We start from the raw sequence: 25,428 nt of genomic DNA on the forward strand, positions 1-25,428 counted from the left end.
GCCGCCGGTACAGCGCGGCGAACACGTCCTGGACGATGTCCTCGGCGGTCGGCAGGTCGTCGACCATGAGCACCGCCAGCCGCACCAGGCTCAGCCGGCGCGCGTGGTAGAGCTCGTTGATCGCCGGTGGGCCGTCCCCGCCGGCGCCGCGCACCGCCGGGGCCGACCCGGACACGATCGAGCGCAGCAGGCGCAGCAGGGGCGCCGGCAGCGGCAAGACGAGGGTCATGGTGGTCCTGGGTTCAGCGCCGGGTCGAGGTGGGCGACGGTACCGCGATCGGGCCACGGGGTGTCGGGGTGGCGGCCGGATCGTGCGGCACCGGTGCGGCGGTCGGACGGCCGGGGCGCGTCGACGCGGTCGGCGCCGGTGCGGCGGTCGGGCGGCCGGGCCGCTTCGACGCGGTCGGCACGGGCGCCGGGTCACCGGGCAGCGACGTCTCGGCCGGCACGGGCCTCGGGCCACCGGGCACCGACGTCCCGGCCGGCGCCGGGTCTTCCGGCAGCGACGTCGAGGTCGGCGTGGGTGCCGCCGAGACGGCTGGGGCGGCCGGGGCGGCCGTCGGCCTCGGCGCGGTCGCCGGTGCCTCGTCCGCGAACGCCCCGGTGGCGGTCAGCGCACCGAGGACGACGACGGCGGTGCCGGCGACGGCGAGCGAGACAGTACGGACGGTCGGACGCATCACGGGAACTCCTGTGCGGTCGGGGGCGGGCCTTCGCAGGAGTAGACGCCCGGGGCCGCGGAAGGTTGGCGGCCGCACGGTGATCCACGCCACACCGCACCGCGCCTCGGCGGGTGGCCAGCCGATCATCGCGGCCCGACGCCGCCTAGACTCGCGGCCGTGCAGCCATCGATCCGCGCCTACGATCCCGCCGACCTCGACGCCGTCTACGACATCTGCATCCGCACCGCCGACGCGGGAGGCGACGCCCGCGGCCAGTACTCGTCCGACCGGCTCATGGGCGACGTCTTCGCCGTCCCGTACGTGACGCTGGAGCCACAGCACGCGCACGTGCTCGACGACGGCAGCGGCAACGCGGTCGGCTACGTGCTGGGCACCGCCGACACGGCCGCCTTCGCGGCGCGCTGCCGCGACGAATGGCTGCCCGCCACCGCCGGGCGCTACCCGGAGCCGCCGACGCCGCCGGTGACGCCGGAGGACGGCCTGCTGTGGCTGCACTTCCACCCGGAGCGCATGGTCGTGCCGGAGCTGGCGGCGTACCCGGCGCACCTGCACATCGATCTGCTGCCGCAGTGGCAGGGCAAGGGCTGGGGGCGCGGCCTGATGAACGCGTTCCTGGCCGGGCTGCGGGCCGCCGGCGTCCCGCGCGTGCACCTCGGCATGGCCGTCGACAATGTCAGCGCACGCGCCTTCTACGACCGGCTCGGATTCACCGAGATCCCGGTGCCCGGCGCCACCACCGTCACCTACATGGGTCGTGGCACCGCCGCGTAGTGGTGCTGCCCCGCTATTCGGCGCGACCGCGGCGCTGACGCACCTTGGCGAGCGCCTCGGCGAGGATCGCCGCGCCGTCGGCGTCGGAGCGCCGCTCCTTCACATAAGCCAGGTGCGACTTGTAAGGCTCGCTGCGCATCCGGCCGGGCGGGTTCTGCCGGTCGAGGCCGCCCGGCTGGCCGCACCGGGTGCAGTCCCACGTCTCCGGGGGAACCACGTCGGCGGCGAATCGGACCTCCACCGGGTGCCCAGCGGCACACCAGTAGGTCACCTGCCGCCGGGGGGCGGGCTCGCTGCGCTCGTCGGGACGCATCGGGCTGGAGCCGACGCGGCTACCGCGGATCGCACTGCCACTGGACACGGAAGTCACTCCTGTCTCGAGGGCGTTTCATCGCCGGGGAAAGCGGCGGTACAAGCGGCGGAAATACAACCGCGCGGCCCGGACCGGACCGCGCGGCAGAGTCTACGACTCACAGAGCGCCTGGAGAAGGGCTCAGCACGAACGCTTGGGAAGCGGACGTTAACTATCTGTTTCAGCCCGCCTGGACGGTCTTCAGCCAGAGCCCAAGGCCGACGATGCAGGCGAACCAGATGACACCCACAAGCACGGTGTAGCGGTCCAGGTTCTTCTCCGCGACCGAGGATCCGGCCAGGCTGGAGGTGACACCGCCGCCGAACATGCTGGACATGCCCCCACCCTTGCCGCGGTGCAGCAGGACGAGCAGGGTCAGCAGGACGCTGGAGATGAGCAGCAACACGATCAACGTGTACGCGAACGCGATCGGCATGGTCGGGTCATTCCTCTCGAAGGGCACAGCAGCGCCACCACAATAGCGGGTGCCCGGCCGCCACCACGAGGCGGCCGGGCATCCGGAACTCAGCGCTGTACGTGCTCGCGGAAACGGACGATCGAGGCGAACTCCTCGGCGTCCAGGCTCGCGCCGCCGATCAGCGCGCCGTCCACGTCGGGCTGCGCCATGATCGCGGCGATGTTGGCCGCCTTCACCGAGCCGCCGTACTGGATGCGCACCGCGTCCGCCGTCTCCGCGCCGTACTTCTCGGCGAGCCGCACCCGGATCGAGCCGCACACCTCCTGCGCGTCGTCGGGCGTGGCGGTCTTGCCGGTGCCGATCGCCCACACCGGCTCGTACGCGATCACGATGTTCTTGACCTGCTCGGCCTTGAGGCCCTCGAGCGCGCCGTCGAGCTGGCTCCCGCAGTGCGCGACGTGCGTCCCGGCCTCGCGGATCTCGAGGCCCTCGCCCACGCAGAGGATCGGCGTCAGGTCGTTCGCCAGGGCCGCCTTCACCTTGGCGTTGACCAGCGCGTCGCTCTCGTTGTGGTACTCGCGGCGCTCGGAGTGCCCGATCACCACGTAGCCGCAGCCGAGCTTGGCCAGCATCGCCCCGGAGATGTCCCCGGTGTAGGCGCCGCTCGGGTTCGGCGACAGGTCCTGCGCGCCGTAGCCGATCAGCACCTTGTCGCCGTCGATCGCCGTCTGCACGCTGCGCAGCGAGGTGAACGCCGGCAGCACGACCGCCTCGACGTCGGTGAGCTGCTGCTCGTTGAGGCTCGCGGCGAGCTTCTGCACCAGAAGGATCGCCTCGAGGTGGTTGAGGTTCATCTTCCAGTTGCCGGCCATGATCGGGCGGCGGGTCACGTCAGCCATGCTTCAGCTCTCCAGCGCGGCGAGACCCGGCAGGGTCTTGCCTTCGAGGTACTCCAGCGACGCGCCGCCGCCGGTCGAGATGTGCCCGAACGCGGACTCGTCGATGCCGAGCGTGCGCACGGCCGCGGCCGAGTCGCCGCCGCCGACGACCGAGAAGCCGTCGATCTTCGTGATGGCCTCGGCGACGCCCCGGGTGCCGGCCGCGAACGGCGCCAGCTCGAAGACGCCCATCGGGCCGTTCCAGAAGACGGTCTTCGCCGAGCCGATCGCGTCGGCGAACAGCACGACGCTCTCCGGGCCGATGTCGAGCCCGAGCCGGTCGGCCGGGATCTGCGACGCGGCGACCGTCACGTGGTCGGCGTCGGCCGCGAAGGCGGTCGCCGCGACCACGTCGACCGGCAGCACGATCCGGCCGTCGGCCTGCGCCAGCAGGTCGGCGCAGGTCGAGATCATGTCCTCTTCGAGCAGCGACTTGCCGACCTCGTGGCCCTGGGCCTTGAGGAAGGTGAAGCACATGCCGCCGCCGACGAGCAGCTTGTCGACCTTCGGCAGCAGCGCCTGGATCACGGCGAGCTTGTCGGAGACCTTCGAGCCGCCGAGCACCACCACGTACGGCTGCTCCGGGCTCTCGCTCACCCGGCGCAGGACCTCGACCTCCTTGATGACGAGGCCGCCCGCGTAGCGCGGGAGCCGCGCCGGGACGTCGTAGACCGAGGCGTGCTTGCGGTGCACCGCGCCGAACGCGTCGTCGACGTAGTACTCCGCCAGCGCCGCCAGCTCGTCCGCGAAGGCGCCGCGCTCGGCGTCGTCCTTGCTGGTCTCGCCCGGGTTGAAGCGCAGGTTCTCCAGCAGGAGCACCTGGCCGTCGGCCAGCGCCGCGGCCGACTCCGTCGCCGAAGGGCCGACGGTGTCGGAGGCGAACACGGCCGGGACGCCGAGCAGCTCACCGAGCCGCGTGGCGACCGGCGCGAGCGTGTACTTGGGGTCCGGCGCGCCCTTGGGACGGCCGAGGTGCGAGCACACGATCACGCGCGCGCCCGCGTCACGCAGGGCGATCAGGGTCGGCAGCACCGCGCGGATGCGGCCGTCGTCGCTGATCCGGCCCGGTTCGTTTTTGTCGAACGGGACGTTCAGGTCGGCGCGCACGAGCACGCGCCGACCCGAGACACCCTCGCCGAGCAGGTCGTCGAGAGTCTTCACGTGTGTCAGCCGACCAGCTTGACCAGGTCGACGAGGCGGTTCGAGTAGCCCCACTCGTTGTCGTACCAGCCGACGACCTTGACCTGGTTGCCGATCACCTTGGTGAGGCCGGCGTCGAAGATGCACGAGGCCGGGTCGGTGACGATGTCCGAGGACACGATCGGGTCCTCGGTGTAGACCAGGATGCCCTTGAGCGGGCCGTCCGCGGCAGCCTTGATGGCGGCGTTGACCTCGTCGACCGAGGTCTCCCGGGCCGCCGTGAAGGTCAGGTCGGTGGCCGAGCCGGTCGGGATCGGAACCCGCAGCGCGAAGCCGTCCAGCTTGCCCTTGAGCTCCGGCAGCACCAGGCTGACGGCCTTGGCGGCACCGGTCGACGTGGGCACGATGTTGAGCGCTGCGGCGCGGGCGCGACGCAGGTCGCTGTGCGGGCCGTCCTGCAGGTTCTGGTCCTGCGTGTAGGCGTGGATCGTGGTCATCAGGCCACGCTCGATGCCGATCGTGTCGTTGAGCACCTTCGCCATCGGCGCGAGGCAGTTGGTGGTGCACGAGGCGTTGGAGATGACCGTGTGCTTCGCGCCGTCGTACAGGTTGTCGTTGACGCCCATCACGATCGTGATGTCCTCGTTCTTGGCCGGCGCCGAGATGATGACCTTCTTCGCGCCGTTCGTGACGTGCGTCTTGGCCTTGTTGGCGTCGGTGAAGAAGCCGGTCGACTCGATGACGACGTCGGCGCCCAGGTCGCCCCAGGACAGGTTCGCCGGGTCACGCTCGGCGAAGGCCTTGAAGGTCTTGCCCGCCACGGTGATCTCGTCCGCGGTGGCCTTGACCTCGTGCGGCAGGCGACCCAGGATGCTGTCGTACTTGAGCAGGTGGGCGAGCGTGGCGTTGTCCGTCAGGTCGTTGACGCCGACGATCTCGATGTCCGCGCCGGAGGCGAGCACCGCCCGGAAGAAGTTGCGGCCGATACGGCCGAAGCCGTTGATGCCAACCCGGATGGTCACAGGTGGATCTCCTCGTTTCGGTCCGCCGGAATCTAGGACCGGCGGATGTCTGCGTGCCGACCGTATCGAGGGCCGGCTGTTGCTCATCTCAGGGCCGCCGCGCCTCCAGGGACAAGCCGCCGCGGCCAGGTCTTACCTGGTTCTTCCGGCGGCGCCCGGCGTGGGCGGCCATGTTGCCGGCTCCGTCGCCGTCGCCGTCACCCTATCCGAGTAGCTGTCCGCCCCTCGAATCGGGGCGCGACCTGATCGTTACCTAAGGTACCGAAAACCCTCCGGTACGACCGGCGAACCGCCGCCCCGGAGGGGGAACGTCAGCAGGCCATCATCTCCGGGGTGACGGCGGCCTCGGTGTCGGGAATGCCGAGGTCGCGGGCGCGCTTGTCGGCGAGGGCGAGCAGACGCCTTATGCGGCCGGCGATCGCATCCTTCGTCAGCGGCGGATCGGCGAGCGCGCCCAGCTCCTCAAGCGAGGCCTGGCGGTGCTCCAGGCGCAGCCGCCCCGCCGAGGTGAGGTGGTTGGGCGCCTCGTCGGCGAGGATCTCCAGCGCCCGGGTCACCCGCGCGGCCGCCGCGACCGCCGCGCGGGCGGAGCGGCGCAGGTTGGCGTCGTCGAAGTTCGCCAGCCGGTTCGCCGTCGCGCGGACCTCGCGGCGCACCCGGCGCTCCTCCCAGGCGAGCACGCTCGAGTGCGCGCCGATGCGGGTGAGCAGCGCGGCGATCGCGTCGCCGTCCTTGATCACCACCCGGTCGACGCCGCGCACCTCGCGCTCCTTGGCGGTGATCCCTATGCGGCGGGCGGCGCCGCGCAGCGCCAGGGCCGCCTCCGGCCCCGGGCAGGTGATCTCCATCGCACTGGACCGGCCGGGCTCGGTCAGCGAGCCGTGCGCCATGAACGCGCCGCGCCACGCGGCGACCGCGCAGCACACGTTCGCGGAGACGACGTGCGGCGGCAGCCCGCGCACCGGCCGGCCCCGCACGTCAAGCAGCCCGGTCTGCCGCGCCAGGGCCTCGCCGTCCTTGACGATGCGCACGATGTAGTGGCTGCCCTTGCGCAGGCCGCCGGAGGCGAGCACGTGCACCTCGCTGGGGTAGCCGTACACCTCGGCGATCTCACGGCGCAGCCGCCGGGCGACCGCGCCGGTGTCGAGCTCGGCCTCGACCACCACCCGGCCCGACACGATGTGCAGGCCGCCCGCGAAGCGCAGCAGGGCGGCCATCTCCGCACGGCGGCAGCACGGCTTGGGCACGTCCACCCGGCTCAGCTCGTCCTTGACCGCTGCCGTCATCGCCATCTTCGAAGTCACCTCATGCTTGTTTCGCGGTACGCCAGTTGCTTAACGATCGGAGCCGAGGAGCGGCACCAGTGCTGTGCCCAACGACTCAGGATCATGCTTGGGGCTACCGTCCGCCACCGCCAAGGATGCCAGGATCAGGCGCGCACCGAGCGCCTCGGCGGCCCGGTGCACCGGGTCCGGCTCGCCGACCCACTTGGCGTCGGCGAGCACCGTGTCGACCCGAAGCTGCGGAAGGTACCAGTGCAGGGCGGCCAGATGATCGGCCACGGAGAGCCCGAGGGTCTCGTTCTCGGCCGCGAGGTTGAGCGTCACCAGCCGCCGGGCCGGGCTGGCGACGATCGCGGCGGCGAGCTCCGGCACCAGCAGGTGCGGAAGCACGCTGGTGTACCAGCTGCCGGGCCCGAAGATCAGCCAGTCGGCCTCGGCGATGGCGGTGACGGCGGGAGGACAGGCCGGCGGCGCCGCGGGAACGATCCGCAGCGCCTCGACGTGACCGCTGGCGACCGCCACGGCGTGCTGACCGCGCACCGTGACGACGTCGTCGGGACGCTCCGGGTCGCCGCCGCGCACGTCGGCCTCGATGCCGACCGCGTGGCAGGCCATCGGCAGCACCCGGCCCCGGGCGCCGACCATGGCGCCGGCGTGCGCGAGCGCCTCGACGGGATCGCCGAGCAGCTCCATGAGCCCGAGCAGAATCAGGTTGCCGACGGCGTGACCGGCGAGCGGATCGTGCCGGCCGCCGACCGAGGCGATCCGCCGGTCGACGCCGCCCCACCCGGCCTTCGCGGCGCCGGATCCCTCGTCGCCCTCGGCGGGACCGTCCGGGGTCTCGTCGCCCTCGCGCTCGTTCCAGGCGGCACCGTCGGCCAGAACCAGGTCGGCCAGGCCGTCGTCGTCACCGAACTCGTAGTCCGCGTCGCCGCCGGCCGAGACGGGGATGCCGTCCGCCTCCGAGCCGCGGCGGGCCGTCCTGCCGACCAGCGCGAAGCGGTGCTGCAGCAGCGCCACCGTGCGCTGATGCGCCGGGTCGTCGCCGGCGAGCGCGGCGAGGGCCATGCGCAGGTCACCCGGCGGCAGCTGGGCGTCCCGCTCGGCGCGCAGCCGGCCGCTGGAGCCGCCGTTGTCGCCCACCGTGACCACGGCGGTGATGTCGAGGTCCAGCTCGGGCGCGCAGTTGCGCAGGCCCCGCAGCGAGACCGCCAGCCCGTGCCCGCCGCCGAAGGCCACGACCTTGATCGGCCGCCCGCCCGCCGCGGATCCGCCGCGCGGCTGCTCCGGATTACCGCCCGGCCCTCCCGGCTGACCCGCCCTCACTCCCGCCCCAGGTCGCGGTGCGAGGAATGTGCGGACAGGCGGATGTCGCGCAGCTGGGCCGTGAGCTCCTCTGCTATCGCGACGCTGCGGTGCTTGCCGCCGGTGCAGCCGATGGCGACGGTCAGATAGCGCTTGCCCTCGCGCTCGAACCCGGGCGCGGTCGTGGCGATGAGCCCGGCATAGGTGGCCACGAAGTCGTGCGCGCCCTCCTGGCCGAGCACGTAACCGCTGACGCCCTCCTCGAGCCCGGTGTGCTCACGCAGCTCGGGCACCCAGAAGGGGTTCGGCAGGAAGCGGGCGTCGAGCACGTAGTCGGCGTCCGGCGGCAGGCCGTACTTGAAGCCGAACGACAGCACGGTGATCCGCAGCCGGCGCGCGTCCTCGCCGCCGAAGAGCTCCTCGACGCGGCGGCGCAGCTGGTTGACGTTGAGGTGACTGGTGTCGATGATCACGTCGGAGTGCTCGCGGGCCTCCTCGAGCAGCTTGCGCTCGGCGGTGATGCCGTCGGCCAGCCGGCCGTCGCCCTGCAGCGGATGCGAGCGCCGCACGGACTCGAACCGCCGGATCAGCACCTCGTCGTCGGCGTCGACGAACACGACCCGCGGCGAGAACCCGCGGTCCTTGAGCGCGCGAACCGCGCCCGCCAGGTCGGTGGAGAACGCCCGGCTGCGCACGTCGAGCACCATCGCCGTGCGCCGGGCGGCGCCGCCGGCCTCGAACGCCAGCTGGGCCATGTCGAGCATGAGAGCCTGCGGCAGGTTGTCGACGACGTAGAAGCCGACGTTCTCGAGGGCCCGGGCGACCGTGCTGCGGCCACCGCCGGAGACCCCGGTGACCACCACGAGGTCGGTACCGGCCTCGTCGGGCGTTGGCTCCGGGGCGAACCCCGGCATCGACTCGGTCACGCAGACTCCTCCTGCACCGCACTGCTCTGCACCCCGTACGGGCGGACACTGCATCCTAGGCCGAAGGGTCGACCCGAGGCCTCCTGACGTCGTGTCCATTACCCGATCCGGTGCCCCGGAGGCACCGCAAGCCGCCCAGAACCACCACCACGGTGGAACGGCGGCCGTTACTCGGTCGGCGCGGGCGGGCGGGCGACCCGTGCGCGGTTCGCCCCGGACCTGGTCTTGCCCGCGCCGCCGGACGGCACGACATCCGGCGCGGCGTCCTTCTCGATCGGCTTCTCCGCGGCGGTCAGCGCCTTGAGGACCGCCTCCGCGGTGCGGCGGCCGATGCCCGGCACCTCGGCGATCTCCTCCGGGGTGGCCTGGCCCAGCCTCTTGAGCGACCCGAAGTGCCGCAGCAGCGCCTTGCGCCGGGTCTCGCCGAGCCCCGGGATGTCGTCGAGCGACGAGGCGGTCATCCGCTTGGAGCGGCGCTGGCGGTGGAACGTGATCGCGGAGCGGTGCGCCTCGTCGCGCACCCGCTGCAACAGGTAGAGGGCCTCCGAGGTGCGGGGCAGGATCACCGGGTAGTCCTCGCCCGGCAGCCACACCTCCTCCAGGCGCTTGGCCAGGCCGCACAGGGCCACATCCGTGATGCCGAGGTCGGACAGGACCGCCGCCACGGCGTTGACCTGCGGCTGGCCGCCGTCGACGACGACCAGGTTGGGCGGGTAGGCGAACCGGCGGGGCCGGCCCGTCAGCGGGTCGATGCCCGGCAATTCGCCGATCGCGGGCTCTCCCTCGCCGATCGCCGGCTCTCCCTCGCCGATCGCCGGCTCTCCCTCGCCGGCCGCCGGCTCCTCCTCGCCCCCGGCCCGGCCGGCGGTCACCGCCACGTCGCCGTTCACCGCCTCGCCGTCACCGGCCACCGCCATGTCCTCGCCGGCCACCGTCTCGCCCTCGCCGGCCACCGCCATGTCGCCGCCGATCACCGCCATGTCGTCGCCGGTCACCGCCATGTCGTCGACGGTGGCCGCCTTGTCCTCGTCGGCTGGGCCGGAGGTCAGCGCGGATTGGGCTCGGTAGCGGGCGAAGCGCCGCCGCATCACCTCGCTCATCGCCGCCAGGTCGTCGGTGCCCGAGCCGTCCGGATTACCCCGGACCGCGAAGCGGCGGTATTCGCTCTTGCGGGCCAGGCCGTCCTCGAAGACCACCATGCTCGCCACCACGTCGGTGCCCTGGATCTGGGACACGTCGAAGCACTCGATGCGCAGCGGCGCCGATTCCATGCCGAGCGCTTCCGCGATCTCGTCCAGCGCCTTGCTGCGGGTGGTCAGGTCGCCCGCGCGGCGCAGCTTGTGCCGGGCCAGCGACTCACCGGCGTTGCGCGCCACCGTCTCCAGCAGGGAACGCTTGTCGCCGCGCTGCGGCACCCGCAGGCTCACCCGGCTGCCGCGGTGCTCGGAGAGCCAGTTCTCCAGCGCGACCGCGTCCGGCGGCAGGGCCGGGACGAGCAGCTCCCGGGGCACGTCGTTCTCGCCGTGCTCGTCGCCGTAGACCTGGGTGCAGAAGTGATGCACGAGGTCGCCGGTGGTCAGGTCCTCGACCTTCTCCACCACCCAGCCGCGCTGGCCGCGGACCCGGCCGTCGCGGACGTGGAAGACCTGGACCGCCGCCTCGAGCGGGTCCTCGGCGAAGGCCACCACGTCCGCGTCGGTGCCGTCGCCGAGCACGACCGTCTGCTTCTCCATGGCCTTGCGCAGCGCGGCGATGTCGTCGCGCAGCCGGGCCGCCTTTTCGAACTCGAGCTCCTCGGACGCGTCGAGCATGTCGCGCTCGAGGCGCTTGACGAACGAGTCGGTGCGCCCGGCCATGAAGTCGCAGAAGTCGTCGACGATGGCCCGGTGCTGCTCGGCGGAGACCGTGCCGACGCACGGCGCCGAGCATTTGCCGATGTAACCGAGCAGGCAGGGCCGGCCGATCTGGCCCGCGCGCTTGAACACGCCGGTGGAGCAGGTGCGGGCCGGGAAGACGCGCAGCAGCAGGTCGAGGGTCTCGCGGATGGCCCAGGCGTGCGAGTAGGGCCCGAAGTAGCGCACGCCCTTGCGCTTCGCGCCGCGCATCACCTGCAGCCGGGGGTATTCCTCGTTGAGGGTCACCGCGAGGAACGGATAGGACTTGTCGTCGCGGTACTTGACGTTGAAGCGGGGGTCGAACTCCTTGATCCAGGAGAACTCGAGCTGCAGCGCCTCGACCTCGCTGCCGACGGTGACCCAGTCGACGGCGGCCGCGGTGGTGACCATCTGCTGGGTGCGCGCGTGCAGGGTCCACGTGTCGGCGAAGTAGGAATTCAGCCGGTTGCGCAGGCTCTTGGCCTTGCCCACGTAGATGACGCGGCCGGTCGGGTCACGGAAGCGGTAGACACCGGGAGCGTCGGGAATGGTCCCGGGCGCCGGCCGGTAGCTGGACGGGTCAGGCACGGCTCAACATTAGTGCGGACCCCTGACATGATTGTCCCGCCGGAGGCCCGTCGCCGCCGCCACGGCGCCGGGCCTCCGGCCGGAGCATTGCTGGGGCCGGCCGTGTCGGCAGGTCAGGCCGGCCCCAAGAATCTGCTAGGCGGAGACGATGTTGTCGCCGTCCACCGTGACCTTCTTCTCCGGCAGCGGCTGCTTCGCCGGGCCGCTGACCGGCGAGCCGTCCTCCATGGAGAACGTGCTGCCGTGGCACGGGCAGACGATCACGCCGCCGTCGACCTTGCTGACGTCGCAGCCCGCGTGGGTGCAGACCTTGCTGAACGCCTTGTACTTGCCCGCGGCGGGCTGGGTGATGACGTAGTCGCCCTTGATGATGCCGCCGCCCTCGGGGATGTCCGCGACCTGGGCCAGCGTGGCGCCGCCGCCGCTCGCGTCGTTGTCCGAGGTCGAGCCGGTGCCGCCGGCCTCGGCACCCTTGCTGCCGGCCGGCGCGGGGTCGTTGCTGTAGTCGCCGCCGTTGGCGCCGTTGCTGCCACCACCGCCGGTCGCGCTCGTCCCGCAGGCCGTCAGCAGGCACCCGGCGCCCAGCGCTCCGGCACCGACCAGCACGACACGGCGGGACTTGACGACTCCCGCACGGGCAGGCTGGTCGGCCGCGGTCTCGGCTTCAGGCCCCGTCTGCACGTCAGTCATATGATCCCGAACCCTTCGTTACCCCTGATCCGCGCGCTCAGGTCACGCGGCGTTGCTTGTAAGTACGCTCTCGCCACCGCAGTGGTTCATGAGCCGCGGGAAATTATGAGCCCGGTTGCTGTGTTTTCACCATGCTCCGAGGCAAACGTGAACGGCCGCACCCCGCCTGAGGTGCGGCAAATCACGTAGCTGTGTATTACCTGAAAGTCAGACGGCGGCCTTGGCCCGCGAGCGGGTCGCGCGCGGCTTCGCGGCGGCCTTCGGCGTGCCGTTGGCCTTGGCCGCGCGGGCCAGCGCCGCCGCCGCACCGGCCGGCTCGCCGGTCAGGCCGAGCATCGGGCGCAGGAACTGCCCGGTGTGGCTGCCCGGCACCTCGGCCAGCTCCTCCGGCGTGCCGGTGGCGAGCACCAGCCCGCCCTTGTTGCCGCCCTCGGGGCCCATGTCGATGAGCCAGTCGGCGTTCTTGATGACGTCGAGGTTGTGCTCGATCGTGATGACCGTGTTGCCCTTGTCGACCAGGCCGTTGAGCACGATCAGGAGCTTGCGGATGTCCTCGAAGTGCAGGCCGGTGGTCGGCTCGTCGAGCACGTAGACCGTCCGGCCGGTCGAGCGCTTCTGCAGCTCGGAGGCGAGCTTGACCCGCTGCGCCTCGCCGCCCGACAGCGTCGGCGCCGGCTGGCCCAGCCGCACGTAGCCGAGCCCGACGTCGACCAGGGTCCGGAGGTGCCGGTAGATCGCGGGGATCGCCTCGAAGAAGCCGGCGGCCTCCTCGATCGGCATCTGCAGGACCTCGGAGATCGTCTTGCCCTTGTAGTGCACTTCCAGGGTCTCGCGGTTGTAGCGGGCGCCCTTGCAGACCTCGCACGGGACGTAGACGTCCGGCAGGAAGTTCATCTCGATCTTGATGGTGCCGTCGCCGGTGCAGTTCTCGCAGCGGCCACCCTTGACGTTGAACGAGAACCGTCCCGGGCCGTAGCCGCGGACCTTGGCCTCGGTGGTCTCCGCGAACAGCTTGCGGACGTTGTCGAAGACACCGGTGTAGGTCGCCGGGTTGGACCGCGGGGTGCGCCCGATCGGCGACTGATCCACGCCGACGACCTTGTCGACGCCGTCGAGGCCGGTGATGCGGGTGTGCCGGCCGGGCACCATCCGGGCGCCGTTGATCTGGTTGGCCAGGACCGTGTAGAGGATGTCGTTGACCAGCGTCGACTTGCCCGAGCCGCTCACACCGGTCACCGCGATGAACTGCCCCAGCGGGAAACCGACGGTGATGTCGCGCAGGTTGTGCTCCCGCGCGCCCTGCACGACCAGTTCCCGGCCCGGCACCTGCGGGCGCCGGGTGGCCGGCGTCGGGATCTTCTTGCGGCCCGACAGGTAGGCGCCCGTCGGCGACTCCCGGTTGGCCAGCAGGCCCTTGACGGAGCCGCTGTGCACGATCCGGCCGCCGTGCTCGCCGGCGCCGGGGCCGATGTCGACGATCCAGTCGGCCGTGCGGATGGTGTCCTCGTCGTGCTCGACCACGATCAGGGTGTTGCCGAGCTTCTTGAGCCGGACCAGCGTCTCGATCAGCCGGTGGTTGTCGCGCTGGTGCAGTCCGATCGACGGCTCGTCGAGCACGTAGAGCACGCCGACGAGGCCGGAGCCGATCTGGGTGGCGAGCCGGATGCGCTGGGCCTCGCCGCCGGACAGCGTGCCGGCGCCGCGGTCGAGGGACAGGTAGTCCAGGCCGACGTCGACCAGGAACCGCAGCCGCGCGTTGATCTCCTTGAGCACCCGCTCGGCGATCATCTTCTCGCGGTCGGTGAGCTCGATCGTCGCCAGCAGCTCGGCGCACTCGCCGACGGACAGGTTGCAGACCTCGGCGATGCTCTTGCCCGCGATGGTGACCGCGAGGACCTCGGGCTTGAGCCGGGCGCCGCCGCAGGCCGGGCACGGGATGTCGCGCATGTAGCCCTCGTACTTGTCGCGCGACCAGTCACTCTCGGTGTCGCCGTGCCGGCGCTCGATCCACTGCACGACCCCCTCGAAGCCGGTGTAGTAGGAGCGCTCGCGGCCGTACTTGTTGCGGTAGCGGACGTGGACCTGGTCCTCGGAGCCGTACAGGATCGTCTTCTGCGCCCGGCTCGGCAGCTGCCGCCAGGGGGTGTCGACGCTGAACTTCTCGGCGGCGGCCAGGGCCTCGAGCAGGCGCAGGAAATACTCCATGGTCGTGCCGCCGGACCACGGCTGGATCGCGCCCTCGCGCAGGCTGCGCTCCTCGTCCGGGACGAGCAGCTCCGGGTCGACCTCCTTCTTGGTGCCCAGGCCGGTGCATTCCGGGCAGGCGCCATAGGGCGCGTTGAAGGAGAAGACCCGCGGCTCGAGGTCCTCGATCGCCAGGGGGTGGTCGTTGGGGCAGGCCAGATGCTCGGAGAAGCGGCGCTCGCGGTGCGGGTCGTCCTCGGGCAGGTCGACGAAGTCGAGCAGCACGATGCCGCCGGACAGCGCCAGGGTCGCCTCGACGGAGTCGGTCAGGCGCTGCTTGCTGCTCGCCTTGACGCTGAGCCGGTCGACGACCACCTCGATGGTGTGCTTTTCCTGCTTCTTGAGCTTGGGCGGCTCGGTCAGCGGGTGCACGACGCCGTCGACGCGGGCGCGGGCGTAGCCCTTGGACTGCAACTCGGCGAAGAGGTCCACGTATTCGCCCTTGCGGCCCCGGATCACCGGCGCCAGGACCATGAACCGGGTGCCCTCCTCCATCGCCAGGACCCGGTCGACGATCTGCTGCGGCGACTGCCGGCTGATCCGCTCGCCGCAGACCGGGCAGTGCGGGGTCCCCGTACGCGCGAAGAGCAGCCGCAGGTAGTCGTAGACCTCGGTGATCGTGCCGACCGTCGAGCGCGGGTTGCGCGAGGTCGACTTCTGGTCGATGGACACGGCCGGCGACAGGCCCTCGATGAAGTCGACGTCGGGCTTGTCCATCTGCCCGAGGAACTGCCGCGCGTAGGACGACAGCGACTCCACGTAGCGGCGCTGGCCCTCGGCGAAGATCGTGTCGAAGGCCAGGCTGGACTTGCCCGAGCCGCTGAGACCGGTGAACACGATCATCGCGTCGCGGGGTAGGTCGAGGTTGACGTCGCGCAGATTGTGCTCGCGCGCGCCGCGGATGATCAGTCGGTCGGCCACAGCCAGCCACTCCGTTTACGTCAGGACGATAGGCGCCGCCACCCTAGCCGCGGGGTACGACAATTTTTCCGGCGCCGAGGTGAAGCGCCGGGGAACGAGCGGGAATTCCCGTCACCCGGAAGGGGTAACCAGGCCCCGGACGTCCCACAACCGCACTCCCCCGACCTCACGCGGAGCGCTGCCGAGCAGGTCGGTCACCAGCGCCTGCAGCAGGTCGTGGTTCGGAGTGCCGGGAACCAGCACCACGACCGCGGCCCGCCAGTAGGTCAGGTCGGTGATCGCGGACCGCCGGTCGGCGTCCGTGACCACCGGCATCCGACCGTACGCCCCCGCGATGCGCAACAGGTCGGAGGTGGGCCGGGGCGCGGCCTTCCACGACCCGGTCCGGTCGCCCGGCGGGTCCGCCGGGCCCATGAAGTAGCCGCGCGGCACCGAGTAGCCGAGCCCGGACAGGGCGAACCACCGCATCCCGGCCCGCCCGGTGGTGACCTCCGGCAGCGGCACCGTGACCAGGGTGCGGTCGTCGGGCACGTACTGCCGCCACATCTGCTGGGCGATGAACGGCGGCAGCGGATCGGCGGCGACCACCGGCAGCGGCTTGGGCAGCACCGGCACGATCGCGACGGCGAGGCCGATCCAGAACGCGATCCGCCGCCGGCGCGGCAGCAGCGGCGCCCGGTCGGCGGCGAGGGCCAGCAGCACCCCGATGATCGTCGCGGGCACCATGGCGAACCGGGTCACGCTCACCAGGTCGATGATCGGCACGTGGCTGATCAGGGCGAACGGCAGCGGAATCCCGGTGTCGTGCCCGCCGGCCCGAAGCTCCGGGCCCATCGAGAAGAGCAGCAGCACCCCGGCGGCGATCGCGGCGGCCCGGGCGGCCAGGTTGTGCCACAGGAGCACCACCGCGATCACCAGCATCACCAGCATCGGCACGCCGAAGAACGTGTTGTCCTCGGTCGGGCTGACGCTCAGCGCCCGGGCGATCGCGCCGTTGCCGGCCAGCGACTGCCGCGCGTACGCGCCGAGGGCGAGCAGGTCGGTGACGAACTTGCCGGGCTCGAACGGCTGCCCGCTGTAGCTCTGCGGGCCGGTGAACTGGAACCACAGCGGGTACGCCAGCGGCACCAGCGCCGTCGCCATCGCGACCGCGATACCCGCGGCGAACCGGCGGGCGTAGCCGAGCACCGTGCGCCACGCGAACGCCGCGTACGCGATGACGAAGACGCCCAGCGTGAGCGCGGTGAACAGCAGGGTCTCCTCGTTGATGAAGACCTGGAGCGTCACCAGCAGCCCGAGCACGATCCCGCCGCGCACCGCCCGGCCGGGCTCGCGCAGCCGCAGCACCTGCCACACGATGAACGGCACGACGAACTGCGAGACGAAGTTGATGTGCCCGTTGGCGTGCGACACCATCGCCGGCGCGAAGCCGCACCACAATCCGCCGACCCAGGCGGCGACCTGGCTGCGGACCAGGTGCCGGGAAAGCACCCAATACCAGGCGAACGCGGTGCCGGCCAGGCCGAGGGTGAGCAGCACCACGACGGAGACGCCCACCCCGAGGAAGTGGGTGACCGGCGCCATCGGCAGGCTCAGCGCCAGCACCGTCGTGTTGGCCATCATGTTGACGCCGTCCGGCACGTTCATCCGGTCGCTGAACAGCGGGTTGGCGCCGTGGAAGAGCACCCGCTCGCCGTGCGCCATCACGAACGAGAAGAATCCGTGGTCGTCGTCGTTGGAGGCCAGCACCCGGGTGCCCGGGCTGAGCCACAGCTGGATCAGGACCAGCACCCCGAGCACTAGGTAGCTGAGCGAGGCCCAGGCGTCAAAATACCCACGGGTGTGCATTTCGGGCGCCGTCTCGATGGAGATTCCGGGCTTGTCCAGGACCTCCTCCACCGCGGGCACCGGTGAATTGTGCCAGAGCCGCTCACTCGCGCGCCCTGCGCGGCGACCGGCCGGCCGCACCGGCCAGCCGCACCGCACGCCGCCGGCTCTCGACGGCGACCTCGCGCTGCAGCTTGCGCCAGCTCTCCAGCCGCCGCGGCGGCAGCGTCCCGGCGGCCAGCGCGGCGGCGACCGCGCACCCCGGCTCCGCGTCGTGATGACAATCACCGAAGCGGCACTGAGCGGCCAGGTCGGCGATGTCGGCGAAGGCCCGGTCCAGCCCCTCGGCCGTGTCCAGCAGGCCGACCCCGCGGATCCCCGGCGTGTCGAGGACGGCGCCGCCGCCCGGGACCAGGACCAGATTCCGGTACGCGGTGGTGTGCCGGCCCTTGCCGTCGGCGCGCCGGATCTCCTGTACGCCCATCACGTCGGTGCCGGCGAGGGCGTTGACCAGCGACGATTTGCCGGCGCCCGAACGGCCCAGCAGGGCCAGGGTGCGCCCCGGCGCGACGTACCCGCGCAGCTCCTCCAGTCCGGTGCCGTCGTGCACGCTGACCGGCAGTACCCGTACCCGGGGAGCCACCCGCGAAAGCTGACGCGCGATCGCCTGCGGGTCGACCGCGGTGTCGCTCTTGGAGAGCACGATCAGGGGCTCCGCGCCGGACTCCCAGGCCAGCGCGAGGAGCCGTTCGACGCGGGCGTCGTCGGGCGCCGGGAGCATCGGCTCGACGACCGCGACGGCATCCATGTTGGCGGCCAGGACCTGGCCGGAGGCGTCCTTGTCGGCGGTACGCCGGATCAGCGCGGTGCGCCGCGGCAGCACACACTCCACGGTGGTGCGGCGGTCCGGCCAGCGGCGCAGCACCACCCAGTCGCCGGCGCAGGGCAGGTTGGCGGGGTCCTGGGCGGCGCCGAGCAGCACGCCGCCGGCGAGGCTGGCCCGGGTGACGCCCGACGGGTCGAGGACGGTGCAGACGCCGCGGTCGGCGCGCAGCACGCGGCCGGGCAGGGCGTCGGGACGGTCGAAGTTTCGGTAGGCGGAGGCGAACGTCTCGCCCCAGCCCAGCGCGGACAGGTCAGACATGAGTAACCCTTTGGGTGTGAGGAGGCGCGGCCCGACGGGTGTCAGGCCATGGCCTCCGGGCGAAGCCGGGACGCACAGATGACGGACAGCACGGTTCCCCACCCCCTCCGAGGTTGTCGTGATCGCGTCAGAAACGACGGTACGGTCGCCGCTACCGGCGCGAAAGCGAATTCCGGTGCCCCGGCGTCGTAGGCGGCCACTAGGGTCGAGCCGTGAGTCAAAAACCCTCCCCAGTCCGATGCGGCCGGTCATGACGACAGACCCGCTGGCCCTGATGACCGACGTCGATCAGGCGACCGAGCGCCTGATCCGCACCGCCGAGCGGCTGGACGACGCCGCGGTGACCGCGCCGTCCGCCCTGCCCGGCTGGACGACCGGCCACGTGCTGACCCATGTGGCCCGCAACGCCGACGCCTACACCAACCTGCTGACCTGGGCCCGCACCGGCGTCGAGACCCCGGCGTACGCGTCGCCGGCCGCCCGGGTGGAGGGCATCGACGCCGGGGCGGGGCGGCCGCTCGCCGAGCAGATCGCCGACCTCCGCGCGGCGCACGAACGCTTCGCGGACGCGGGCGCGGCGATGCCCGCGGAGGCGTGGACCTATTTCCTGCCGTCGACCGGCGCCTCCGCGGCGGCGGTGCCGTGGGCGCGGCTGCGCGAGGTCGAGGTGCACCACGTCGACCTCGGCGCCGGCTACACCCCGGAGGACTGGACCGACGCGTTCGCGCTGCGGCTGCTGCGCGAGATCGTCAGCGGGGCCAAGGGCGACGACTTCGCCGTGGTGCTGCGCCCGCACGGCGTCGACCACCCGCTGAGCATCGGCGCCGGCGACGGCGCGCCCACCGTCGGCGGCCCGACCCGCTCGATCGCCGCCTGGCTCGCCGGCCGCGGCGACGGCGCCGACCTGACCGTCTCGCCCGACGGCCAGCTTCCCCAGCCACCGAGGTGGAAATGACCTACACCGGAGACGTGACACACGGCGGCGGACCCGCGGTCCGCGAGCTCACCGGCCTCACCATGAAAAAGGTGTCGGTCGGCCCGATGGACAACAACGCCTATCTGTTGACCTGCCGCTCGGACGGTTCGCAGCTGCTGATCGACGCCGCGAACGACGCGGACACGCTGCTGGACCTGATCGGCCCGGCCGGGCTGACGACGGTCGTGACGACACATCGCCACTACGACCACACCGGCGCGCTGAAGCAGGTGGTGCAGGCCACCGGCGCACGCTCGGTGGCGGGCGCCGACGACGCTGCGGAAATCCCCGTCGTCACCGACACGGTGAGCGACGGCGACACCATCGCGGTCGGTGACTGCACCCTCGAGGTGATTCACCTGGTCGGCCACACGCCGGGCTCGATCGTGCTGCTCTACCGCGAGCCGGACGGCATCGCACACCTGTGGACCGGGGACAGCCTGTTCCCCGGCGGCCCCGGCGGGACGCGCAACCCGCAGGACTTCGCGAGCCTGATGGGAGACCTGGAGACCAAGGTGTTCGGCCGGCTGCCCGACGACACCTGGTTCTACCCGGGCCACGGCAAGGACAGCACGCTCGGCGCCGAACGCGCGTCCATCCCCGAATGGCGCGCACGCGGCTGGTGACCGGACGGCGGGACCGGCGTGCCGGGTTCGGCACCCGGCACCGCCGGACACGATCAGGCGCCGCCGAAGGTCTCGATCAGGATCTCGCGCTCGCCCTCCGTGAGGTTGGTCGCCAGCAGCTTCTTCTCCATGCCGTGGAAGCGCTCGCCCAGCCGGTCGAGGTCGCCCTCCTCGGTCACGATGAACAGCGCCGAGCTTCCCTCGGTGACCTCGGTGCGGATCGTCTCCAGCTGCTGCTTGGTGATCCCGACGTCCTCGGTCGACTTGGCGAGGGCGCCGATGGCGGCGCCGGCGACCCCGCCGGCCACCGGGACGAAGAACAGCGCCCCGACCAGGACGCCCCAGAACGCGCCCCATCCGGCGCCGCGCTTGTTCTCCTCGTGCGAGTGGGTCGTGGTCGGGTGCTCGGCGCCGACGGGCCAGCTGACGACCGCGTGATCGAGAATCCGGACCAGCCCGTCCCGCGCCGCGTCCCGCAGGACCAGAGCGGCCCGGTCGGCGCGTTCCGGACCGTCGAACTTCCACACCGTGAAAGTGGTCATAGTCCTACCCTTTCGAGAGTGGGAGGCATCCGTAGGTAGCAACGCACGCCCCCGGCCGTTCGCCTGCCATCCTGGCGGCCCGGCGGGGCACCCGACCTCATCCCGGCGGAAGGATATCCATCGATGCCGGCCCGCCCCGGTACGGCCACGGCAACGGCCACGATCGGCACGGGCAACAGCCCCCGGTGGCGGCGTACCGGAGCACACCCCGGCGCCCGGAATTCATCCCTGCTGGATGACGCGGCCGAGCGCGCCGCGGCTTAGAGAGCGGCGGTGACCCGGCCCGAATCCATCGGCAGCGAGAACATCGGGTAGTCGTACGCGATGGCGTTGTCGTGCTCCTCGTTCGAGGTCGCCGCCGTGCAGTCGGTCAGAGTGATGACCCGGTAGCCGTTCTCGTACGCGCTGCGCATCGTCGACTCGACGCAGCAGTTCGTCAGGAAGCCGGCGAGGATCACCGTGTCGATGCCGCGGCCGCGCAGGATGAAGTCGAGGTTCGTGCTGGCGAAGGTGTCCAGGCCGCGCTTGCCCTCGATGAGGATGTCGTCCTCGGCCGGCGTCAGGTCGTCGACGATCGCCGCACCCCAGGTGCCCTTCACGAACGCGTTGCCGTCGACGACTCCCTTGAGGATCCCGTACGGATGCCGCGACAGCTCGCCGTAGCCCGGCGCGAACGTGATCGGCGCGTGCATGATCGTTACGCCCGCGGCGCGGGCGGCGTCGACCAGGGCGACCGTGTTGGCCAGCATGCCGGTCTTCTGCATCACCGGCGCGACGGCGCTGTGCAGCACACCACCGTCCGAGGTGAACTCGTTCTGATACTCGATCAGCACGAGCGCGGTTCTGGCGGGATCAAGCTGCAGCGTCTCGGACATCGCGTCTCCCGGTGTGCGTTGGCTCACACCGACTCTAGTCCTAGCGCCTGCTTCGAAAAGAGGCTCGAGGCCCCCATTTCGAAAGAGGTACCAGTCCGCCCACGGCAGAACTGCGCGGCGATCGGGCCGGCGGCTACCTAGACTCGGGGAACCCCTCGACCCGCGGAGGCCCGGTGACACCCCACCTGCGATGGCAGCCCTCCCCCGTCCCCCAGCAGCCCGAACCCTGGCAGGGCGGGCCGGCCGTGCCGGGCTGGCTCGAGGAGCGGCTCTTCGACCAGCGCATCGTCATGATCCGCGGGCCGCTCACCGCGCAGGCGGCCTCCGGCATCGCCGCGGCGCTGCTCACCCTCGACGCCGCCGGGCCCGCCCCGATCCAGCTGCACATGGCCGGCTCCGGCGGGGACCTGAACGCCGCACACGCCGTCATCGACGTCATCGACGCGATGACCGCCCCGGTGCACGCCGTCGTCACCTCGGAGGCCGGCGACGCCGTGCTCGCGGTGCTGGTCGCGTCCGAGCGGCGCTCCGCGTACCGGCATGCCCGGTTCAAGCTGGCCGAGCCGCGGTCGGCCGCCGTCACCGGCACCGCCGACGAGGTGGCCGCCGCCGCCGGGCAGCACCTGCGCGAACTCGAGGAGGTCGTGCTGCGCCTGGTCGAGGTCACCGGGCAGTCGCGCAGCCGGATCGAGGACGACCTGTCCGCCGGGCGGACGCTCACCTCGATCGAGGCCCGCGACTACGGCCTCATCGACGACATCGTCGGCGACAAGGGCGAATGACGAACGGCGCGGACCCCACTCGGGGCCCGCGCCGTTCAACGCTCTATCGAGCTGCCTACTCTGCGACCTTGACGCCCATCGAGCGGGCGGTGCCGGCGACGACCTTGACTGCGGCGTCGACGTCGTTGGCGTTCAGGTCGGGGAGCTTGCGCTCGGCGATCTGCTTGATCTGGTCGGCGCTGAGCGTGCCGACGGTCTGGGTCAGCGGGTTGGAAGCGCCCGACTGGATGCCCAGAGCCTTGCGGATCAGGAAGCTCGTCGGAGGCGTCTTGTAGACGAGCTGGTGGCTACGGTCCTCGAAGACCGTGACGACGACCGGGATGATCTCGCCACGCTGCTTCGAGGTCGCCTCGTCATACTCGACCTTGACCGCGCGCATGTTGGCACCGGTCGGGCCGAGCATCTTGCCGAGGTCGACCATCGCGGCGTTACCCGCCTCAAGCGCGAGGGTTACCTCATGGGTCTTCTTCTTGGGCGGCATTACGCAACGGCTCCTTAGTGTGTGCTGCACGGGCCTAAGTCAGGAGCTCGCCAGCATCATCAACGCACGACAACCCCGAGACTTTACTACCGCGCTCGTTGGTGGGTCAAAGCGGCGGGCACAGTCCCGGGTTCCGCCGACAAGTGTAACCGGGCCGGTCGGGGGCCGATTACCCGGTGGGTGGACTAGTAGCGGTCGCAGTAGCAGGACTTCATCAGCGAACGGACCACGTCCACGTACTCCGGGTTCGGCAGCCGCCCGGACGCGTAGGTCTCGTCGACGGCCGCCCGGCCCGCGTTGTAGCCGGCGATCACCATGTTCAGCAGGCACATGCTCTCGTGGGTCTTGCACTTCTTGGCGCTCAGGTTGTAGCTCTTCTTGAAGTACTGGTCGCCGAAGGCCTTCGTGAGCCACGCCAGGTAGTTCGCGCCGAGCACCGCGTTCTGCCGGTAGTCGGTGCTCTCGAGGGACTCCCCGAAGCGCTGGTTGATGAACGCCTCGGTGTCGGGCATCACCTGCATCAGCCCGCGACCGCCGTCACAGTTGACGATGTTCGACGTCCAGCCGCTCTCGTGCCACGACGTGGTCAGCACCAGCCGGGACGGCACCTTGAGCCCCGGCGCCGAGGTCGGCCAGTATTTCTTCGCCGCGGCGGCGGTCAGCGCCGACTTCGCCTTCGCCTTCGACACCTCCTTGCCCTCGCGGTGCGCACACGGGGGAAGCTGGAAGTTGTTGGGGTCCTCGGTCGGCGTCGCCTTCGGCTTCGCGCGGCTCCTCGACGGCGGGGGAGACGCCGTCGTGGGCACCGGATCCGGCTCATCGGACTCGATCACCGGGTCGAAGACGTCCTCCGTCACGGACGCCGACGGCGCCGCCGCCGCGGGCACCGGATCGTCGTCGTTTCCGCGCACGAAACCGCAGCCGGCGACCACGATCAGCGCGGTCAGCGCCGTGACATGCAACAACATCCTGCGATTCATCGACGAAGTCCCTCCCCACGCCCGCCACCAACGATGGAACGCTAGCAGCGGGACGATCACGGCGTGGCCCGGAAAAACGGACGTTAGGGACGAGGTCCGCAACCGGTTCCGGGTATTGACCCCGGGACGCCGCCCGTTATAAACGCCGGGGACAATGGTGGTCATGCAGACCCGCACCGACCTACGCAACGTCGCCATCATCGCCCACGTCGACCATGGCAAAACCACCCTGGTCGACGCCATGCTGCGCCAGGGGAGCCAGTCCCACGCGCGTGGCGAGATGGCCGACCGCGCCATGGACTCCATGGACCTGGAGCGGGAAAAGGGCATCACCATTCTCGCCAAGAACACGGCGATCAGCTACCAGCCCGCCGACGGTGGACCCGTCACCATCAACATCATCGACACCCCCGGCCACGCCGACTTCGGCGGTGAGGTCGAGCGCGGCCTCACCATGGTCGACGGCGTCGCCCTGCTGGTCGACGCCAGCGAGGGCCCGCTGCCGCAGACCCGCTTCGTGCTGCGCAAGGCGCTGCAGGCCAAGCTGCCGATCATCCTGATCATCAACAAGGTCGACCGCCCCGACGCCCGCATCAAGGAGGTCGTGGACGAGACCTACGAGCTCTTCCTCGACCTCGACGCCGACGAGCACCAGATCGAGTTCCCCATCGTCTACGCGTGCGCGCGCGACGGCATCGCCTCCCTGACCCAGCCGAAGGACGGCACCGTCCCGGAGGACAGCACCGACCTCGAGGTGCTGTTCAGCACGATCCTGGAGACCATTCCGGCGCCGACCTACACCGAGGGCGCGCCGCTGCAGGCGCACGTCGTCAACCTGGACGCCTCGCCGTTCCTCGGCCGCCTCGCGCTCTGCCGCGTGCACGAGGGCACGATCCGCAAGGGCCAGACCGTCGCCTGGTGCAAGACCGACGGGACGATCGCCAGCGTCCGCATCTCCGAGCTGCTGATCACCGAGGGCCTCGAGCGCAAGCCCGCCGAGAGCGCGGGCCCCGGCGACATCATGGCCGTCGCCGGCATCGCCGACATCATGATCGGCGAGACCCTCGCCGACGCGGAGAACCCGATCCCGCTGCCGCTGATCAGCGTCGACGAGCCGGCCATCTCCATGGTGCTGGGCACCAACACCTCGCCGCTGGTGGGCAGGGTCAAGGGCGCCAAGGTCACGGCCCGCATGGTCAAGGACCGCCTCGACAAGGAACTGGTCGGCAACGTCTCCCTGCGCATCCTGCCGACCGAGCGCCCGGACGCCTGGGAGGTGCAGGGCCGCGGCGAGCTCGCCCTGGCCATCCTGGTCGAGCAGATGCGCCGCGAGTCCTACGAGCTGACCGTCGGCAAGCCGCAGGTGGTCACCAGGACGATCGACGGCAAGGTGCACGAGCCGGTCGAGCGCCTGACCATCGACGCCCCCGACGAGTTCATGGGCGCCATCACCCAGTTGCTCTCCACCCGCAAGGGCCGGATGGAGGAGCTGATCAACCACGGCACCGGCTGGCTCCGGATGGAGTGGCTGGTTCCGGCGCGCGGCCTGATCGGCTTCCGAACCGAGTTCCTCACCGAGACCCGCGGAACCGGCATCATGCACCACCTGTTCGAGCGCTACGAGCCGTGGTTCGGCGAGCTGCGCACCCGCAACAACGGCTCGCTCGTCGCGGACCGGGCCGGCGTGGTCACCGGGTTCGCGATGATCAACCTGCAGGAGCGCGGTCAGCTGTTCGTGGAGCCGACCACCGAGGTGTACGAGGGCATGATCGTCGGCGAGAACTCCCGCGAGGACGACATGGACGTCAACATCACCAAGGAGAAGAAGCTCACCAACATGCGGGCCGCGAGCGCCGACAACACCGAGCGCCTGATCCCGCCGCGCAGGCTGTCGCTGGAGCAGGCTCTCGAGTTCTGCCGCGAGGACGAGTGCGTCGAGGTCACCCCGTCCGCCGTACGCATCCGCAAGGTCGAACTCGACCAGCAGATCCGCGGCCGCGCCGCCGCGCGACGCAAGCACCAGTAGCAACGAGAAAAAGG

Annotated in this window: 23 protein-coding genes and 1 pseudogene; 5 read left to right on the forward strand and 19 right to left on the reverse strand. The window is 71.2% G+C overall.

The window, feature by feature from the left end; translation table 11 throughout:
* Together AB0F10_RS13095 and AB0F10_RS13100 are read right to left on the reverse strand one after the other, a co-directional pair.
* A pseudogene (locus AB0F10_RS13095) lies at positions 1 to 229 on the reverse strand (sigma-70 family RNA polymerase sigma factor); the annotation flags it as partial.
* 13 nt (positions 230 to 242) lie between these two features.
* The gene (locus AB0F10_RS13100) at positions 243 to 683 is read right to left on the reverse strand and encodes a hypothetical protein (RefSeq protein WP_360623270.1); all 441 of its coding nucleotides are present in this window, start codon (positions 681 to 683) and stop codon (positions 243 to 245) included.
* A gap of 156 nt (positions 684 to 839) precedes the next feature.
* On the opposite strand from AB0F10_RS13100, the gene AB0F10_RS13105 reads away from it, so the two are divergent.
* Positions 840 to 1,454, forward strand: coding sequence for a GNAT family N-acetyltransferase (locus AB0F10_RS13105; RefSeq protein WP_360623272.1), 615 nt, complete (start codon positions 840 to 842; stop codon positions 1,452 to 1,454).
* A 13-nt stretch (positions 1,455 to 1,467) separates the two neighbouring features.
* Here AB0F10_RS13105 and AB0F10_RS13110 read toward each other — a convergent pair whose 3' ends face one another.
* From AB0F10_RS13110 to rsgA, 13 genes are all read right to left on the reverse strand, one after another.
* Entirely contained in the window at positions 1,468 to 1,815 is a 348-nt protein-coding gene (locus AB0F10_RS13110; protein ID WP_360623274.1) for an RNA polymerase-binding protein RbpA, read from the reverse strand.
* Positions 1,816 to 1,987: 172 nt separating this feature from the next.
* A complete protein-coding gene (gene secG / locus AB0F10_RS13115) occupies positions 1,988 to 2,242 on the reverse strand; it encodes a preprotein translocase subunit SecG (protein WP_360623276.1) in 255 nt (84 codons plus the stop codon).
* Positions 2,243 to 2,331: 89 nt separating this feature from the next.
* Positions 2,332 to 3,123 (reverse strand): triose-phosphate isomerase, encoded by a 792-nt coding sequence (gene tpiA / locus AB0F10_RS13120; RefSeq protein ID WP_360623279.1) that lies wholly within the window; start codon positions 3,121 to 3,123, stop codon positions 2,332 to 2,334.
* Positions 3,124 to 3,126: 3 nt separating this feature from the next.
* The gene (locus tag AB0F10_RS13125; RefSeq protein ID WP_360623281.1) at positions 3,127 to 4,323 is read right to left on the reverse strand and encodes a phosphoglycerate kinase; all 1,197 of its coding nucleotides are present in this window, start codon (positions 4,321 to 4,323) and stop codon (positions 3,127 to 3,129) included.
* A gap of 5 nt (positions 4,324 to 4,328) precedes the next feature.
* Positions 4,329 to 5,324: a type I glyceraldehyde-3-phosphate dehydrogenase gene (gene gap / locus AB0F10_RS13130; protein WP_360623283.1), complete on the reverse strand. Its 996-nt coding sequence runs from the start codon at positions 5,322 to 5,324 to the stop codon at positions 4,329 to 4,331.
* A gap of 311 nt (positions 5,325 to 5,635) precedes the next feature.
* Entirely contained in the window at positions 5,636 to 6,616 is a 981-nt protein-coding gene (whiA, locus tag AB0F10_RS13135) for a DNA-binding protein WhiA (protein WP_360623357.1), read from the reverse strand.
* Between the two features lie 42 nt (positions 6,617 to 6,658).
* Positions 6,659 to 7,846, reverse strand: a complete 1,188-nt coding sequence (locus AB0F10_RS13140) for a 2-phospho-L-lactate transferase CofD family protein (protein WP_360623285.1) — start codon at positions 7,844 to 7,846, stop codon at positions 6,659 to 6,661.
* Positions 7,847 to 7,929: 83 nt separating this feature from the next.
* On the reverse strand, positions 7,930 to 8,826 hold the full coding sequence (rapZ, locus tag AB0F10_RS13145; RefSeq protein ID WP_360623359.1) for an RNase adapter RapZ: 897 nt from the start codon (positions 8,824 to 8,826) through the stop codon (positions 7,930 to 7,932).
* Positions 8,827 to 9,005: 179 nt separating this feature from the next.
* Positions 9,006 to 11,300, reverse strand: a complete 2,295-nt coding sequence (gene uvrC / locus AB0F10_RS13150) for an excinuclease ABC subunit UvrC (protein WP_360623287.1) — start codon at positions 11,298 to 11,300, stop codon at positions 9,006 to 9,008.
* 135 nt (positions 11,301 to 11,435) lie between these two features.
* A complete protein-coding gene (locus AB0F10_RS13155) occupies positions 11,436 to 11,990 on the reverse strand; it encodes a Rieske (2Fe-2S) protein (RefSeq protein ID WP_360623289.1) in 555 nt (184 codons plus the stop codon).
* A 207-nt stretch (positions 11,991 to 12,197) separates the two neighbouring features.
* Positions 12,198 to 15,155, reverse strand: coding sequence for an excinuclease ABC subunit UvrA (gene uvrA / locus AB0F10_RS13160; RefSeq protein ID WP_360623291.1), 2,958 nt, complete (start codon positions 15,153 to 15,155; stop codon positions 12,198 to 12,200).
* Positions 15,156 to 15,266: 111 nt separating this feature from the next.
* Positions 15,267 to 17,063 (reverse strand): hypothetical protein, encoded by a 1,797-nt coding sequence (locus AB0F10_RS13165; RefSeq protein ID WP_360623293.1) that lies wholly within the window; start codon positions 17,061 to 17,063, stop codon positions 15,267 to 15,269.
* A 22-nt stretch (positions 17,064 to 17,085) separates the two neighbouring features.
* Complete coding sequence (gene rsgA, locus AB0F10_RS13170) at positions 17,086 to 18,126, reverse strand: ribosome small subunit-dependent GTPase A (RefSeq protein ID WP_360623295.1); 1,041 nt, start codon at positions 18,124 to 18,126, stop codon at positions 17,086 to 17,088.
* A gap of 250 nt (positions 18,127 to 18,376) precedes the next feature.
* Between rsgA and AB0F10_RS13175 the strand changes: the two genes are divergently transcribed.
* Together AB0F10_RS13175 and AB0F10_RS13180 are read left to right on the forward strand one after the other, a co-directional pair.
* Positions 18,377 to 19,081: a maleylpyruvate isomerase family mycothiol-dependent enzyme gene (locus AB0F10_RS13175; protein WP_360623297.1), complete on the forward strand. Its 705-nt coding sequence runs from the start codon at positions 18,377 to 18,379 to the stop codon at positions 19,079 to 19,081.
* A complete protein-coding gene (locus AB0F10_RS13180) occupies positions 19,078 to 19,728 on the forward strand; it encodes an MBL fold metallo-hydrolase (RefSeq protein WP_360623299.1) in 651 nt (216 codons plus the stop codon). Before AB0F10_RS13175 ends, AB0F10_RS13180 begins: the two co-directional genes overlap by 4 nt.
* A gap of 53 nt (positions 19,729 to 19,781) precedes the next feature.
* On the opposite strand, the gene AB0F10_RS13185 is transcribed toward AB0F10_RS13180, so the two are convergent.
* Together AB0F10_RS13185 and AB0F10_RS13190 are read right to left on the reverse strand one after the other, a co-directional pair.
* A complete protein-coding gene (locus tag AB0F10_RS13185) occupies positions 19,782 to 20,270 on the reverse strand; it encodes a DUF1269 domain-containing protein (protein WP_360623301.1) in 489 nt (162 codons plus the stop codon).
* Positions 20,271 to 20,530: 260 nt separating this feature from the next.
* A complete protein-coding gene (locus tag AB0F10_RS13190; protein ID WP_360623303.1) occupies positions 20,531 to 21,145 on the reverse strand; it encodes a cysteine hydrolase in 615 nt (204 codons plus the stop codon).
* Between the two features lie 173 nt (positions 21,146 to 21,318).
* Between AB0F10_RS13190 and AB0F10_RS13195 the strand changes: the two genes are divergently transcribed.
* Entirely contained in the window at positions 21,319 to 21,927 is a 609-nt protein-coding gene (locus AB0F10_RS13195) for an ATP-dependent Clp protease proteolytic subunit (RefSeq protein ID WP_360623305.1), read from the forward strand.
* A gap of 55 nt (positions 21,928 to 21,982) precedes the next feature.
* On the opposite strand, the gene AB0F10_RS13200 is transcribed toward AB0F10_RS13195, so the two are convergent.
* The gene (locus tag AB0F10_RS13200) at positions 21,983 to 22,408 is read right to left on the reverse strand and encodes a 50S ribosomal protein L11 (protein ID WP_360623307.1); all 426 of its coding nucleotides are present in this window, start codon (positions 22,406 to 22,408) and stop codon (positions 21,983 to 21,985) included.
* A gap of 185 nt (positions 22,409 to 22,593) precedes the next feature.
* Positions 22,594 to 23,388, reverse strand: coding sequence for a lytic transglycosylase domain-containing protein (locus tag AB0F10_RS13205; protein WP_360623309.1), 795 nt, complete (start codon positions 23,386 to 23,388; stop codon positions 22,594 to 22,596).
* Positions 23,389 to 23,551: 163 nt separating this feature from the next.
* Between AB0F10_RS13205 and typA the strand changes: the two genes are divergently transcribed.
* The gene (gene typA / locus AB0F10_RS13210) at positions 23,552 to 25,414 is read left to right on the forward strand and encodes a translational GTPase TypA (RefSeq protein ID WP_360623311.1); all 1,863 of its coding nucleotides are present in this window, start codon (positions 23,552 to 23,554) and stop codon (positions 25,412 to 25,414) included.
* Positions 25,415 to 25,428 lie beyond the last annotated feature (14 nt).

This window comes from Actinoplanes sp. NPDC026623 (assembly GCF_040638275.1).
GTDB lineage: Bacteria > Actinomycetota > Actinomycetes > Mycobacteriales > Micromonosporaceae > Actinoplanes.

What these genes read in the sequence shown, in the direction of transcription:
- secG (WP_360623276.1), bottom strand. Translation starts at nt 2,242, where the DNA reads ATGCCGATCGCGTTCGCGTACACGTTGATCGTGTTGCTGCTCATCTCC.
- tpiA (WP_360623279.1), bottom strand. Translation starts at nt 3,123, where the DNA reads ATGGCTGACGTGACCCGCCGCCCGATCATGGCCGGCAACTGGAAGATG.
- whiA (WP_360623357.1), bottom strand. Translation starts at nt 6,616, where the DNA reads ATGGCGATGACGGCAGCGGTCAAGGACGAGCTGAGCCGGGTGGACGTG.
- rapZ (WP_360623359.1), bottom strand. Translation starts at nt 8,826, where the DNA reads ATGCCGGGGTTCGCCCCGGAGCCAACGCCCGACGAGGCCGGTACCGAC.
- AB0F10_RS13155 (WP_360623289.1), bottom strand. Translation starts at nt 11,990, where the DNA reads ATGACTGACGTGCAGACGGGGCCTGAAGCCGAGACCGCGGCCGACCAG.
- rsgA (WP_360623295.1), bottom strand. Translation starts at nt 18,126, where the DNA reads ATGTCTGACCTGTCCGCGCTGGGCTGGGGCGAGACGTTCGCCTCCGCC.
- AB0F10_RS13175 (WP_360623297.1), top strand. Translation starts at nt 18,377, where the DNA reads ATGACGACAGACCCGCTGGCCCTGATGACCGACGTCGATCAGGCGACC.
- AB0F10_RS13180 (WP_360623299.1), top strand. Translation starts at nt 19,078, where the DNA reads ATGACCTACACCGGAGACGTGACACACGGCGGCGGACCCGCGGTCCGC.
- AB0F10_RS13185 (WP_360623301.1), bottom strand. Translation starts at nt 20,270, where the DNA reads ATGACCACTTTCACGGTGTGGAAGTTCGACGGTCCGGAACGCGCCGAC.
- AB0F10_RS13190 (WP_360623303.1), bottom strand. Translation starts at nt 21,145, where the DNA reads ATGTCCGAGACGCTGCAGCTTGATCCCGCCAGAACCGCGCTCGTGCTG.
- AB0F10_RS13200 (WP_360623307.1), bottom strand. Translation starts at nt 22,408, where the DNA reads ATGCCGCCCAAGAAGAAGACCCATGAGGTAACCCTCGCGCTTGAGGCG.
- AB0F10_RS13205 (WP_360623309.1), bottom strand. Translation starts at nt 23,388, where the DNA reads ATGAATCGCAGGATGTTGTTGCATGTCACGGCGCTGACCGCGCTGATC.
- typA (WP_360623311.1), top strand. Translation starts at nt 23,552, where the DNA reads ATGCAGACCCGCACCGACCTACGCAACGTCGCCATCATCGCCCACGTC.